General features: G+C 44.8%; 14 protein-coding genes and 2 tRNA genes. 6 read left to right on the top strand and 10 right to left on the bottom strand.

The features are described 5' to 3' along the window. The first annotated feature begins 11 nt into the window (after nt 1–11). On the top strand, nt 12–662 hold the full coding sequence (locus DWX84_RS02635; protein WP_005862113.1) for a DUF4136 domain-containing protein: 651 nt from the start codon (nt 12–14) through the stop codon (nt 660–662). A 30-nt stretch (nt 663–692) separates the two neighbouring features. After that, complete coding sequence (locus DWX84_RS02640; RefSeq protein ID WP_005862115.1) at nt 693–1313, top strand: outer membrane beta-barrel protein; 621 nt, start codon at nt 693–695, stop codon at nt 1311–1313. A 78-nt stretch (nt 1314–1391) separates the two neighbouring features. On the opposite strand, the gene DWX84_RS02645 is transcribed toward DWX84_RS02640, so the two are convergent. From DWX84_RS02645 to DWX84_RS02670, 6 genes are all read right to left on the bottom strand, one after another. Next, complete coding sequence (locus tag DWX84_RS02645; RefSeq protein WP_005862117.1) at nt 1392–2018, bottom strand: hypothetical protein; 627 nt, start codon at nt 2016–2018, stop codon at nt 1392–1394. Continuing rightward, nucleotides 1999–2805: a metallophosphoesterase gene (locus DWX84_RS02650; RefSeq protein ID WP_008780548.1), complete on the bottom strand. Its 807-nt coding sequence runs from the start codon at nt 2803–2805 to the stop codon at nt 1999–2001. Before DWX84_RS02650 ends, DWX84_RS02645 begins: the two co-directional genes overlap by 20 nt. 90 nt (nt 2806–2895) lie before the next feature. Then, nucleotides 2896–3618: an HAD family hydrolase gene (locus tag DWX84_RS02655; RefSeq protein WP_048927347.1), complete on the bottom strand. Its 723-nt coding sequence runs from the start codon at nt 3616–3618 to the stop codon at nt 2896–2898. A 22-nt stretch (nt 3619–3640) separates the two neighbouring features. Further along, nucleotides 3641–4546 carry a CDP-alcohol phosphatidyltransferase family protein gene (locus DWX84_RS02660; protein WP_048927346.1) on the bottom strand — a complete coding sequence of 302 codons (906 nt, stop codon included), beginning with the start codon at nt 4544–4546 and terminating at the stop codon, nt 3641–3643. 21 nt (nt 4547–4567) lie between these two features. Further along, on the bottom strand, nt 4568–5431 hold the full coding sequence (locus tag DWX84_RS02665; RefSeq protein WP_022192123.1) for a hypothetical protein: 864 nt from the start codon (nt 5429–5431) through the stop codon (nt 4568–4570). A gap of 16 nt (nt 5432–5447) precedes the next feature. Continuing rightward, nucleotides 5448–6146: an NDP-sugar synthase gene (locus tag DWX84_RS02670; RefSeq protein WP_022192124.1), complete on the bottom strand. Its 699-nt coding sequence runs from the start codon at nt 6144–6146 to the stop codon at nt 5448–5450. 349 nt (nt 6147–6495) lie between these two features. On the opposite strand from DWX84_RS02670, the gene DWX84_RS02675 reads away from it, so the two are divergent. Together DWX84_RS02675 and DWX84_RS02680 are read left to right on the top strand one after the other, a co-directional pair. Further along, nucleotides 6496–6741, top strand: a complete 246-nt coding sequence (locus tag DWX84_RS02675; RefSeq protein ID WP_005856718.1) for an RNA-binding protein — start codon at nt 6496–6498, stop codon at nt 6739–6741. Between the two features lie 123 nt (nt 6742–6864). Further along, nucleotides 6865–8103 carry a hypothetical protein gene (locus DWX84_RS02680; protein WP_048927345.1) on the top strand — a complete coding sequence of 413 codons (1239 nt, stop codon included), beginning with the start codon at nt 6865–6867 and terminating at the stop codon, nt 8101–8103. A 99-nt stretch (nt 8104–8202) separates the two neighbouring features. Here the strand turns inward: DWX84_RS02680 and xyl3A are convergent, their stop codons facing one another. After that, nucleotides 8203–10809: a xylan 1,4-beta-xylosidase gene (gene xyl3A, locus DWX84_RS02685; protein WP_048927344.1), complete on the bottom strand. Its 2607-nt coding sequence runs from the start codon at nt 10807–10809 to the stop codon at nt 8203–8205. A gap of 205 nt (nt 10810–11014) precedes the next feature. Between xyl3A and DWX84_RS02690 the strand changes: the two genes are divergently transcribed. Continuing rightward, nucleotides 11015–11848, top strand: coding sequence for a DUF5032 domain-containing protein (locus DWX84_RS02690; RefSeq protein ID WP_005856724.1), 834 nt, complete (start codon nt 11015–11017; stop codon nt 11846–11848). Nucleotides 11849–11974: 126 nt separating this feature from the next. Further along, entirely contained in the window at nt 11975–12730 is a 756-nt protein-coding gene (locus DWX84_RS02695; RefSeq protein WP_005856726.1) for a NigD-like protein, read from the top strand. A gap of 143 nt (nt 12731–12873) precedes the next feature. Here the strand turns inward: DWX84_RS02695 and DWX84_RS02700 are convergent. From DWX84_RS02700 to DWX84_RS02710, 3 genes are all read right to left on the bottom strand, one after another. Beyond that, nucleotides 12874–12956 (bottom strand) — tRNA-Tyr (locus DWX84_RS02700). Nucleotides 12957–12975: 19 nt separating this feature from the next. Beyond that, a tRNA-Thr gene (locus tag DWX84_RS02705) sits at nt 12976–13049 on the bottom strand. 148 nt (nt 13050–13197) lie between these two features. Further along, nucleotides 13198–13845, bottom strand: coding sequence for a superoxide dismutase (locus DWX84_RS02710; RefSeq protein ID WP_005862137.1), 648 nt, complete (start codon nt 13843–13845; stop codon nt 13198–13200). Nucleotides 13846–14032 lie beyond the last annotated feature (187 nt).

Raw genomic sequence — 14032 nt, forward strand, 5'->3', positions numbered from 1 at the left:
GTTAAAATGAGATGAAAAAGATTTTTCCTTTTTTTCTGTTAGTTCTTCTGCTGGCTTCTTGCCAAAAGGACCCGGACATGTCGAAATTGGACAATGATTTTCTGGTGTTCACGAATCATGATAAGGACGCGAAATTCGAATCGTTCACTACGTTCTACATTCCGGATAGTGTATTGGTTATCGGCACAAGCGAGAAACCTCAGTTCTGGACAGCCAATGAAGCAGACGATATTATCACTACGTTGGTGAATAATATGGAAAGCCGCGGTTTCAAACGCACGCTAGACAAAGATAACGCCGACTTAGGTCTGCAAGTTTCTTACGTACAAAGTACTCAATATTTCGCTGACTACAACGATGGTTACAACTACCCGTACTGGTGGTGGAACTATCCGGGATATTGGAGTCCGGGTTACTGGGGACCGGGTTGGGGAAATTGGTATTACCCGTATCCTGTAGTGTATAGCTATAGTGTAGGTTCCTTGTTGACTGAGTTAGTGGATTTGGATGCTCCTGCCGCTTCTAAGGCAGATGCTAAACTTCCGGTTCTTTGGACCGCTTACATGAGTGGCTTGTTGTCTGGTTCTGATAAATTCGACACTCAGCTAGCTGTTCGTGCTATCGAGCAAGCATTTGTACAATCTCCGTACGTAAAGAAATAATAATTCGAATGATTAAAAGTTTGAGGTTCTATGAAAAAGATAAATAAATTAATCGCTTTACTCATCGTTTGTATGGCGATGCCTGCTCTGGCTGGCGCCCAGGTTTTGAAAAATGCGTATTTTAATGTAGACTGGCAGATCAACTCTCCGTTCGGTCAAGACTTCTCAAAGAAGACTAGCGGTTGGGGTGCTCACGCTGAGGGTGGTTACTATGTGATTCCTAATTTCGCTATAGGTGCGTTCATCTCTTATCATACAAATAATGAGTATGTGGACCGCCAGACGATTCCGGTAAACTCAACATCCGTAATCACTTCCGATCAACAGCATTCTATCTTCCAGTTGCCTTTTGGCGCGGCTTTCCGTTATAACTTCGCTCCGGAAGGACAATTCCAGCCGTATGTTGGCGCTCAGTTAGGTGCTAGCTATAGTGAGATGTCTACCTACATGAACGTGTTGAAGGTTTACGATCGTAACTGGGGATTCTATGTAGCTCCCGAGATCGGTATGACCGTGTACTTCACACCTCAGAAACAGATCGGCGTACATATGGCCGCTTATTATAACTACGCTACCAACAAGGGGGATGTCCTCAGCTATCATATCGATGGTTTGAATAACTGGGGTATCCGCTTAGGTCTAGCGTTCTGATAGACAACGTTTGTTCTTTTAAGTGTTTTATGTAGTTTAGGGAAACGGAGGGCAGTGAATGTCTTCCGTTTCTTGCTTTTATAGGATCTGTAGTTTCACCCCGAATGAAAGGCTTAAATAATCTTTTGGCTTCAAGTAGCTGTTACCGATAGCGTTTATTATATACAAATCGCAGGTGCTCAACTCATAGAAGAAGCTGATGGATTTATGCCAGCTACTATTTGGATTCAGTTTGAGCGTGATCCGCTCCCCGATAAAGATATGGTTACGGATGCGGGTGGAGAACCAATAATATCCCGGGGGATACTTATTCGGTTGCTTGGCCCAGAAATCCCGGTCAAATAGGAAATTTACGTAGATACCGCAACAAAGAGGCTCGAAAGATACTTTTTCTCCCAGATCGATATTCCAAGGAAAATAGTTTTGTTTCAAGGTGAAAGTCACGTTCGCGTGATCATTCGCGTTGCGGGGGACGATACCCAGCAACATATCCGTTTCCCAATGATTCCGGTAATAATTCCAACCGGTACCCACGGAGAGCATCGCCATGGAACCTGCGAATTGTACTTTCGTATAGCGGGGGATGACCCGTTGCCATGCGTTCTCGTACCGTTGCACTCGTTTCGTGTATTTATCCTCTTGCGCATGGAGTGTAAGGGGAAAGACACAAGTTAAGAGGAGAAGCTTAAAAATTGACCACTTCATACATATAATCGTCAGGGGTTAAGGTAAAAAGAAGATAACTTCGTTTGGCGATATTGGCGCAACCGTAGTAGATAATACCATCCTCAAACAAATCGGCTGCCGATACGCAATGGTTATGCGCATGCAAGCAGAACATTAAAGATGGTAATGTCTTGATATAAAGTTGGAACACGTCTTTCACGTTATTGTCGAACTGTTCGTTCCCGGGAGGGGCGTGCATGACTACGATCGTGCGTTTATTACGGGTACTATCCGCTATCTCATTCTTTAGGAAATTAAAATCGGGTACCGGATGGGAATAATCATACTCGATAGCGTTCGTATTGAGGCATACGAATTTCACGTCGCTCACGACAAACGAGAAGTTCTCATTCCCAAAGATTTTACGAAATACTTGGTCGCCATTACCGATCACGTCGTGATTACCGATCAACCCTACGTAAGGCACTTTTAGTTTGGACAAGATATCATCGTTCCACTCGAATTCCTTCTTTAAGCCGAACTCCGTATAATCTCCTCCATGGATAATGAAATCGATGCTATCTAATTGATTAACGTACTTGACGAAATCTTCCGTCTCGTTATAACTTCGCTGGGTATCGCCCATAAAAATAAAACGGATCGTGTCCTTCCCTTCGCAGACTTTCTCGATACGCTCGATATTGGTCGGGTTGATCTCCCGGGAAGTATCGGAATCCAGACGGCCGTCATACGGATGATAATCGATTAAGTCGCAAGCCGTGAGGAGCGTAGCGGCAGAAAGGCATATGTATTTCTTTAAAAGCATAGCATCCTAACTTTTTTATATGCAAAGTTAGGATGCTATCAGTACCAAAAAAGGTCATTTCTGAGCTTATACTGGTCTAAAATGTATATTCTATAAAGCGAATACTTGCTTTATTTCCGTGAAGTCAGATAATACGATATCGGCAGTCTCATTTCCTTTATAAGCGCTCCAACCAATACTTTTTAGCCAGATTGTCTGGCATCCGATCCGGGTGGCGGGGACGATATCCTTATCATAGGAATCACCTACGACAACAATCTCGTCGGCGGGAAATCCCAGTTTATCCACTCCTAATCGGAAGATCGCCGGGTCCGGCTTACGGATACCTACGACCGCCGATTCCACGATAGCGCCGAATAAATGATCCAAACCGAAATCTTTCAACACGGATTCTATGTTCCCATAGAAGTTCGATACCAATACCAATGGGCAACGTTCCGCTAATTGCTCCAGAATGGGGCGGGCGCTATCGATTGCCTTCCGGGCGTATTCGTAACACCAATCCGCTAATTGTTCCGGTAACTCCGGGGTAATCGCCTCGGCGGATAAATGCCCGTTCTCTTTCAGCCATTGGATTTGTAAATCGCTTTTCAAGCGCAACATATCCAGAAACGTATGATGAGGCTTCACGATCGGATTCTTTCCAAGCGTTCTTTCTCCATGTACATAGGCATCACGGAAAACCGCTTTGGATACGGGAACCTTCAAGGCCTCATACGCCATCCAGATCACCTCTGCCCAGTGCATGCCGTTACTGTCTATCGTTCCGCCGTAATCAAAGAGGATTCCTTTTACTTTGTCTAAATTGAACATAATCGAATGGGGTAAAAAAACGTTATAACTGTTTGCTGAAATCTTCACAAATATGCTCATGCTTTTTGATCATATAGAGCAACATCGAGTTTAATACGGTCAGCTCGAATACGAAATACAGCCAAGGCATGTCGATGAAAAGGCTGACAAACAAAGCGATCACCCGGGTATTGAATGATAGCATATTCGTATATTTCATTAATGGCAGGCTCTTTGTTCGAAAAGCCTTACGGAACCATTCCGGCGCTTGTCCGTTGTATTTCTCACGGATGATGTTCATCATGTGTTGGAATTTAGGTGTCCATGCTTCTTGACCTATCGTATAATTAATGTAGAAGGTCTCGAACAATTTATAGATAAAGTCATGTTTCCAACTCATCTTCTTATAATTCTCCTTCAATTGGGGAGAGTGGGAGAGCTCGCTACCCGATTTACCTTTCAAGAACAACAAGTGAATATTGCGATAATAATCCGCCATGGCCGCTTGCTTGCTATGGAAGAATCCCGTCGTAGCCGCCAATAGCCAGATCCATATTCCCCATTCCGGCGTGAGGCGTAAGCAGATTGCCGCGTAGATAGCGATAAACCAGAAATCGCCGGCGGCACCGTCCAAGATACGTCCCAAGGCACTTTTCTGTCCGGTCATACGGGCCAATTGTCCGTCTGCGCTATCATACGAGTTTGCCCAGATTAACAGTAACATGCCGATCACGTTGATAGCGAGGCTCTGGAAATAGAAACAGATACCTGCCGCTATGCCGATAAAGATGCTGGCGATCGTGATACTATTGGGCGATACCCCCAATTTATTAAAGAACAAAGCCCATTGGTAGCCAATAGGACGATAGAAATGAATATCGATAAACTCCTCGGTGTCCAAAGATTTTAAGGTTGACTCCAGACTGGGAGTAGACTTAGTCTCACTCATGATTGATTTTGTTAAAACGATTTAGATGTGTTCTCGCATAAGATCCCAGATACGACGTGCGATGTTTGGAGCCGCTTCTTCCCGGCAAGGGGCGAAACTAGGCCAATCGTTGAAATCGATAATCCGCATGACACCATCCTCGGAGACGATGCAATCTCCCCCGTAAATATGTATGTTCAATACCTCCGCAGCCTTGTGGCAAAGCAGACGAAGCTGCGCTTCGTCGAAGGGGATCCCCTTCGCTGTACCATTGATAACTTCTAAACCAAATTTACTATGATGCATGTTCGATGGATAGAACCAATAAAAGAAATCGGTTCCAGCTACCCCGTAAAATTTCACCAAATCGCCTACCAGATGCTCATTGATTACCGCCGACGGGATACCACGGATAGCGTATTCCTTCAATATGCTTTTCGCCTCTTCCGGGTTTCTTACGTAGGTGACGTCTTCCCGGTGGATGGCGTGGAAATCTCCCCGTTTGATCCAGCAATTAAAGAAACCGGCTTTCTCAAGGGCTTCTGTCGGATCCTCATCTGTCCGTAAGATTAAACTTTCCGGATGGGAGATATGATTGGATAATAGGAGGCGGGTCATTTTCTCACGGGTACAATTCTCGATCCCGTAACCCGAGTTCACCACGAAATAATTTTTATCCTCTAGTTCTTGCAGCTTATGGATGGACTTCCAGTCTCTTACCATATTAAAGATACCCTTTTCCTTCGGGTCTTGTAGCAGCAGATCCGATTCGATATATTCGTTTACATCGCATCCCAATTTTCGTAAATGCTGGGCTGTCAAGGCGAAGATCGCCGCGTCGTTGCCGATATGATTGGGGGAGAATTGATTTCCTCTGCGGATACCTGCTAAAGTTAATTTACTCATTGTTAGACAGTATTCTTTATGACTTTAAAAATGATTCGGCTTTCAAAATGTCATCGGCGTGATCCACGTCGATGATCTTGCTGAAAGGATAGGCCTTTAGCCTCAACCCCTCGGCGATGAGCTGCCGTTGATAATTGCGCATTCTCGACATTCCCTGCGAGATGGCGTTGTTCAATACACCCAGAGCCGGACGCCTCAAGCAATAGATACCTCCCGATATGTAACGGCAATCACCGTCTGCCTGATCTAGGAAATTCCGGACGTAAAGTTCGTTGTCTGTTTCTACATATAAGGGTTTCTCGTCATCAATAAAATCAGTGACGGCCATCAATCCGTCCAGTTTATCCTCTTGGATGAACTGTTGGATATAGCCGCTGAACTCTTCTTCCTTGAAGATCGTGTCTACAGTAGTTAAACAAATCTTATCACCATCCAGATAATGACTCAGCTCGTAGAAGCTGTGCATAGAGCTGGGGGTGGATTTTACCAACAGGTAAAAGGGTATAGGTAGTCGCAGGGCCTTCAGGTAATCCTGTACCTCGGTCATCTCCTCGTTTACGATGATACTGATAGAGGTAGCGTTATTTTTCAAAAAAACGTCTATCAACCGGTCTATCAGAGCGACACCGTTGAGTCTAACCAGAGGCTTTGGCCACTTAACACCTTCTTGCGCCAAGCGGGAGCCTTCGCCGGCGGCAATGATCGCGTAATCCATAACTTTTATTAGTTCAAATAATAATTTCGCAAAGTTACGAGATTTCTGAGATAGTTTTAGGCTATATCGTTGATATAATTGGTCAAAATTTCTATAAATTAGGACTATTTGACTAGAACAACAAAGACGTTATAAAGAGCTTGAATGTTTTTTTGAAAATAATTATCGTTTTATAGTTGCTAATTCAAATAGAATGCTTTCCTTTGTGCCATGAACAAAAGATAGTTTGTATAGCTCTTTTATCTTTTAGCATTTATTCATCAGCGATGATAATACTTTCTTTTAGAGATTGACTTCACCAACCATCCTTGTTTTATTATTAATTTTTATTTTTTTATATCATTTTCGTATGAATATTTACATTGGAAACCTGAATTATCGGGTAAGAGAATCAGACTTACAACAGATTCTGGAAGAGTATGGTGTTGTAGACTCAGTTAAAATCATTGTTGACCGTGACACAAAACGTTCTAAGGGCTTCGCTTTCGCTGAGATGCCTAACGCTGCAGAGGCTCAAAAAGCTATCGAGGAGTTGAACCAAGCTGAGTACGAAGGTCGTCAGATGGTTGTTAAAGAAGCTATCCCTAGACGTTAAATTTTAGAAGAAAGAAATTTTTAAAATAAGACGAAAAAGCGGGGAAACGAGGTGAAAACTTCCGTTTCCCCGCTTTCTTTTTTCAGTGTATTTTGTTTATGTTCGCGAGAAATTTTAAGAGTGATGAAGAATATAGGTGTTAGGAGTCTCATTGTGGGTCTTTGCTTGATGGGATTGGGGAGTTGGTCTCCCTCGCTGAAGGCGCAGATCGCGGATCGTGTCTATAAGACGGATTATCATATCGACCCGGAGAAGGCCCGGGAGTTGTCCGTGGAGTTGGATAATATTAGCTTCTTCAAGGATAACGAGTATACGGGTAAATTTACCAAGGGGTATTCGTTGCCGGGGCTTTGGGTACAAGGCAAAGCGGTTTATTATCCCTTGCGGAATATCAAGTTGGAGGCGGGTGTCCATATGTTGATCTATCATGGGGCGAATAAATATCCGAGCATGGCTTATCAGGATATCGCTTATTGGAAGGGAGACCAATACCAAAAAGGGGTACATGTGTTGCCCTATTTCCGGGCGCAGATGGCCCTCTCGGATCATGTGAACATCGTGCTGGGAAATATTTACGGCGCTTCCAACCATAATTTGATAGAGCCTCTTTATAATCCGGAGTTGAATTTGACCTGCGATCCCGAGGCGGGCTTGCAGTTGTTGTATGACTCGAAGGCTTTCGACTTGGATGTGTGGGTGAACTGGCAGAGCTTTATTTTCCGGGAGGATGTGCATCAAGAGGCGTTTACCGTCGGGATCTCTTCGCGGGTAAAGTACAACGACCCGGCTTCCCGTTTCCATTTCTATACGCCGGTGCAAGGATTGGTGCAGCATAGGGGAGGCGAGATCGACACGATCTTCAACAATTCTGTGCAAACCTTGATGAATGGCGCGATCGGTGTCGGAGGTGTATGGAATACCGGACATCGTATTTTCAAGAACTTGAACGTGGAACTGGATGCTACCGGTTATTATCAGCAAGCGGGAGAGATATGGCCTTTTGACAGCGGATATGGCTTGTATGCCCGTGCTTCCGCCGATATCTATGATTTTCGGGTGAAAACGTCGTATTGGACCTGCAAGGATTTCATCTCTATGTTTGGTAGCCCGTTTTTCGGGGCGGCCTCGATGATTGATGAGGGGGTTACGTTCGACCGTCCGCAAATGATCTATCTGGGGGTGGAATATTCCCGGCAACTAACGAAGGGTTTCTCGATAGGAGTAGATGTGGACGTTTTTCATCATCTCTCCGGAGATATGAATGATGCGGATGGAGTAAAACAACCGATGGGAAACGCCACGAGTTTTACGGCAGGGGTTTACATGCGTATCAATCCGTCTTTCTTGATTAAAAAATTCTGATCATTACCTTCATAGAAAAACACAGTAGTATTCGATTGTGAATACTACTGTGTTTTTCTATGAATACTATTGTGTTCAGCCGTGAATACAATAGTGTTTTTATTCAATTACTAAATCAATCTTTTTCAGTGTCTTATCGTCCGAGGAACCTCCATATAGGATTTGGTATTTACCCGGGCGAACCTCCATGGTCTGCGTATTGTCATTGAAGGATTGGAAAGCTTTCGGTTCCAATTGGATGCTAACCGGTTGTTCGCTGCCAGCCTTCACGTTCACACGTTTGAATGCTTTCATCGCTTTTAGCGGTCCGGCAGGATCGTTCGGGTTCTTGATGTAGATCTGAGCGACCTCGTCACCATCCATCTTGCCTGTATTGGCGATATCGAAGGAGAGGGTAACCGATTCGTTGGAAGCGATCTTATCCTTTGACAACTTAGCGTTCTTATAATCGAATGTTGTATAGCTCAAGCCATAACCGAACGGATAAAGCGGAGTCTGCGTCATGTAACGATAGGTACGGCCCTTCATGCTGTAATCTTGGAAGTCCGGAAGCTGGTCTACGGATTTATAGAACGTGATCGGCAAGCGTCCGGCCGGGTTATAGTCTCCGAATAAAACGTCGGCCACGGCTGTCCCACCTTCTTGTCCGCCATACCAAGCGTTCAAGATAGCGTTTACATGATCGTTCTCCCAGTTCAATGCCAATGCGCTACCCGTACATACCACGTATACTACAGGCTTTCCGGTGGCTACCAAGGCTTTGACCATTTCCTTCTGTACGGCCGGGATCTCGATATTCGTGCGGTCGCCTTTCCGGAAACCTTCAGCGTCTACCGGCATTTCCTCACCTTCCAGACGTGGAGAGATACCACCTACGAATACGATGACATCAGCGTCTTTAACCTTGCTGGCCGTAGCTTGGAAATCTACGGGTGTGCGTACGCCTACCGTAAAGTTCAGGTCAGCGCTACCCGTGCGTTGCATATATTCGATCTTTATGGGATATTTCTCACCTTTCTTAGCGTTTAGCGTATAGAGTTTTTCCGCTCCATATTCGTTTTCCCATACCTCGGCGACTTTAGCCGTATCGATATACAGGCGGAATGCGTCGTTTCCGGATAGTTTGAACTCGACAGGACCATCTATCGGAGACTCGAATTCACCCGTAAAGCGAGCCGTGAAATTCGTCAAGTTCACGTTCGGGGCGAATTGGGTGTTACCTCCGGTGGTATAATGAAGCTCTTTCGCTAATCCCTTGTAGGCGGGGGTACCCTCGAACTCGGTATTGTTGAAGAATTCGGAGGCGAAACCCTGTCCCGCCGTGGAAGATACGTGGCTACCTAGGTCTGTCACGACAAAATCGGCGGTATGGTTGCAACCCAGCTCGTAGATAACCTCTGCTTTCGGGACTTTATTGCGGATACCTTCCACGATCGTAACGGTCTTGGTCGGGAAGCCGTTGTAGTTGGCCCATAGCATGGTAGAGTCCGCCGCGTTCGGTCCGACTACGGCGATCTTCTTGATATTCTTGTCCAGTGGAAGCATATTATTCTTGTTCTTCAACAAAACGATACTTTTACGTGCCATATCCAGTGCCTTGGCGATATGCTCCGGGCTCTCGACTACGCTGTAAGGTATCTTAGAATAAGGAACCCGCTCGTCCGGATCGAACATACCTAGCTCGAAGCGGCCTTTCAGTAGGCGGCGTAAGGATACGTCCAGATCTTTCTCCGAGATCTTACCGTCGGCCAAGGCTTTGTTTAGCGCACGGTAGCTACCGCCACATTCTAGGTCGGTACCGTTCAATACGGCGTCGGCGGATGCGCTCTCAGCGTCCGGGTGCGTCTCATGACGAGGCGTATTCTTGTCTTTCCTCCAGAAATCATCGATAGCACCGCAATCGGACAGGATGATATTGTCGTATCCCCAACTGTTACGCAAGATATCGATCAATAATTTGTCGCTACTACAGCAAGGTTTACCCTCGAAACGGTTGTAGGCGCACATTACCTCTTGTACATCGCCTTCCTTAACTAATGCCTCGAAAGCTGGAAGATACGTCTCGTACAAGTCACGAGGGGTAGCTTCTGCGTTGAATTCGTGGCGGTTCCATTCCGGGCCGCTGTGTACGGCGTAATGCTTGGCGCAAGCGTGTGTCTTATAATAATTAGGATCATCGCCTTGCAATCCGCGGGTTACGGCTACGCCCATCTTCTCGGTCAAGTAAGGGTCCTCGCCATAGGTTTCCATACCCCGTCCCCAGCGAGGGTCACGGAAGATATTGATATTCGGGGTCCAGAAAGTAAGACCTTTGTAACGGTCGTACTCCTTGTCTTTCTGGTATTGGTGGTATTTGGCACGGGCCTCGTCGCTGACCATCGTGAAGGTCTCGTGAACGGCGTTATCGTCGAAAGTAGCCGCCATGGCGATCGCTTGCGGGAATACGGTCGCACGTCCGGCACGAGCCACGCCGTGAAGAGCCTCGTTCCACCAGTCGTAAGTCGGGATTCCCAAACGCTCGATGGCGGGGGTTACGTTCATCATTTGGCCGATTTTCTCCTCCGGTGTCAGCCGGGATAGTAAGTCGTCGATACGTTCTTCCAAGGGAAGTTCCGGATTCCGGAAAGGGTAATCTTGTTGTTTTTCACTACAAGAGGCGGTGAGTAGGAGGGTGATCATCGCTACTGTCAGTTGTTTCATTTTCATGTTATTAAATTTTAGATATTGTTTATCTTACATTATTACTTATTGTAAACTATTTTAAGATAGATCGTTATCTTTGATATTGATGATGCAAAACTACGATTTTAGAAGCATTTTTTCAAACAGGAATACTTAAAATAGGTTACTTTCGTGGTTATTCATTTAAAAGCCCTACTTTTGCCGTAACAGATTAAAACACGAAAGAATGATGAAGAAGTATCTATTTTTGTTACTAATAGGGGCCGCTAGTTTGACGGCCTGCGGAGACGATGACGATCCCGTTGTTCCGGAATTGAATAAGCTAACGAAAGTTTCTTGTTATAAAGATGGAGCTTCAAGCCCGCTTTTTACCGCTGATATCAATTATACGAGCGATGGCAAGATCTCAAATATAAATTTGGGAGTGGATAAGTTATTGTTCATTTATTCGGATGGTAAATTCTCTGTCACGGGCATTCATTCCGGTGAGGTTATAGAGGAATATACATTAAGCGGAAATGTAATTACAAGTAAGAAGATCTCTCAAGAGAATCCATACGCCAGCAACGAGATCTATGTAAGCGATGAATATTCCTATCGTTATTCAGGCTCGAATTGGGTGTTGACTTCTTGGAATGCCCGTTGGCCGAAAGAGTTTGGGACGGGATACGAGGAGAGAAGTTATCCGGAGTACGAGAAATATACATGGGAGAACGGCAACGTGGTTCTATATGCCCAGTCATTGGATAGCCGGGAGATGAGGTACGAGTATAGCGTGGCGGAGGCTCCTAAGAACTTCCCTCTGCGAGTGATCGGTTCTTTCTCGCCGGTTGGCTTTGAGTCTGTAACTCCTCTGAACTTGTTATATGGTATCCAGAACCGGAATCTTCCGATCCGTGCCTACACCTATACGATCCCTAACCAGAGCGAGGTGAAAGCTGAGTACAAATACACCTATACCACCGTGGGAGATTATATAACGGGTATGACTATCGATGAGAATGACGGAGGAACCGCAAGCTCTTATAAGTATACTTTCGAGTATAATTTCGCCGTGAAGTAAGGAGACATGCCTTGTTTGGTTTAATTAACATACGCATATGCAGCATTTCCGCCCTAAAACGCATTTCTAATTTTATAGAATTAAAAGGTTGATTAGTTTAATTGATAAACTTAGAAAGGAAGTATTATGAACGGATTCTTTAATTTTAGGAAATTAGTTGTAGGTGTAATGGCGGCTACTTGTTTTATGGGGTTTCAATCTTGCTTGGACGATGATGATGATTATCCTTACAGTAAAGTGTTGCCGAATGCGTTGGTGACGGTTAAGCCGGTCGATGATGGTTCATATTTTCTTCAATTGGATGATAGCACGACCTTGTTGCCTGTCAATATGACCTCTTCTCCCTTCGGGCAGAAGGAGGTGAGAGCGTTGGTGAATTTTGACGAGACGAACGAGTCTAGCGGAATTTACAGCAAGGCCGTAAATATTAATTGGATCGACAGTATCCTTACAAAACCAATCGCTCCGGATTTGGGGGTGACTAGCAACGATTCGATCTATGGCTCCGACCCTGTGGAGATCGTGAACGATTGGGTTACCATCGCCGAGGACGGATATCTGACACTCCGTTTCAGGACGATCTGGGGAGACCGCAATAAGGCTCATTTTGTAAACCTACTGACAGGCAAGGACCCGGAGAATCCTTATGAGGTAGAGTTCCGCCATAATGCTTATGGCGATGTATATGGTGCATATGCGGATGGACTGGTCGCTTTTAAATTGGATAGCCTTCCGGATACGAATGGTAAGACGGTTAAGTTGAAATTAAAATGGAAGTCATTCGATGGCGATAAGTCTGTGGAATTCAATTATTGTTCACGCAAGTCTACTCCGGCAAAAGCATCCATAGCTGCCGAGAGAAGCGCCTTAAATTTGAAATAGGTCGGTTTGATCGTTTAAATAGATGGGGATTTGGCAGGGAGTGAATCTCCCTTGCTTTTTGAAAGTTCTTTCCTAGTGATAGGGAAGGACTTTTTTTATGGATAGAAACAAAAAAGGACTCTAAGAAGAGTCCTTTTTATTCGTGGGCAGTGATGGATTCGAACCACCGAAGGCGAAAGCCAGCTGAGTTACAGTCAGCCCCATTTGGCCACTCTGGTAACTGCCCATTCCAATATATTTTCTTGAGCCTCTTGTCGGATTCGAACCAACGACCCCGAGATTACAAATCACGTGCTCTGGCCAACTGAGCTAAAGAGGCATCTGTTATTCGTTTGCGGGTGCAAAGGTAGTAATAATATCTTACGATGCAATAGCTGGAGGCATTTTTTTTCAAAAGGGAACGAAAAAAGCCGTCCGGGACAACTCCCGGGCGGCTCTTCTCTACACGTAACTTACATCAAATTAAATCAATATCTCTTACCAACGGTTTCCCAGTCGATAATCCCCCACAATGCGTTCAAATGATCCGCACGGCGGTTCTGGTAATCCAGATAGTAAGAATGCTCCCATACATCGAATCCCATGATCGGAGTCAATCCCTTAACGACCGGGTTACTACCGTTGGGTTCTTTGGTAATTGAAAGTTTGCCGTCTTTATCTTTAGCCAACCATACCCATCCTGAGCCGAACAAGCCTGTACCGGCAGCCACGAACTCTTTCTGGAAGTTCTCGAACGATCCCCACGTAGACTTGATAGCCTCGGCTAGCTTACCCGTAGGCTCGCCACCTCCGTTCGGGGAGAATTGGGTAAAATATAGATTGTGATTCAATACTTGGCCGGCATTGTTGAAAATGGCTCCGTCAGACTCACGAACGATCTGCTCCAGCGGAGCGTTCTCGAATTTCGTGCCCTCAATCAGCTTATTAAGGGTATTTACATAGTTCAATAAATGTTTTCCGTAATGGAAATCAATTGTTTGTTTGCTGATAACTGGTTCTAAACCGTCGTTTGCGTACGGTAACTGGATTAACTCGAATTTCATAACTTCTTCTTTTTTATCTGTTATTTGACTATTTGTGATCATTAATAATAAACTTAAACATAATGTAAGCATTGTCTTCTAGTTTTTTATGTTGATTTACTATATAAACAGAGCCGAGGGGATGAAAGTTCTGGGTTCGGTGATGATTTTTTAGTGAAAATATGTTTGCGGCTAAAGTTTTATAGGGAAAACTATGCGTTATATATCGCGAAAGTTTCTATTTTTGTGCGCTCTTAAGCTTTTATTAATTAGTAAAACA

It is taken from the genome of Parabacteroides sp. AF21-43, assembly GCF_003635435.1.
In the GTDB taxonomy this organism is placed as follows: Bacteria; Bacteroidota; Bacteroidia; order Bacteroidales; family Tannerellaceae; genus Parabacteroides; species Parabacteroides distasonis.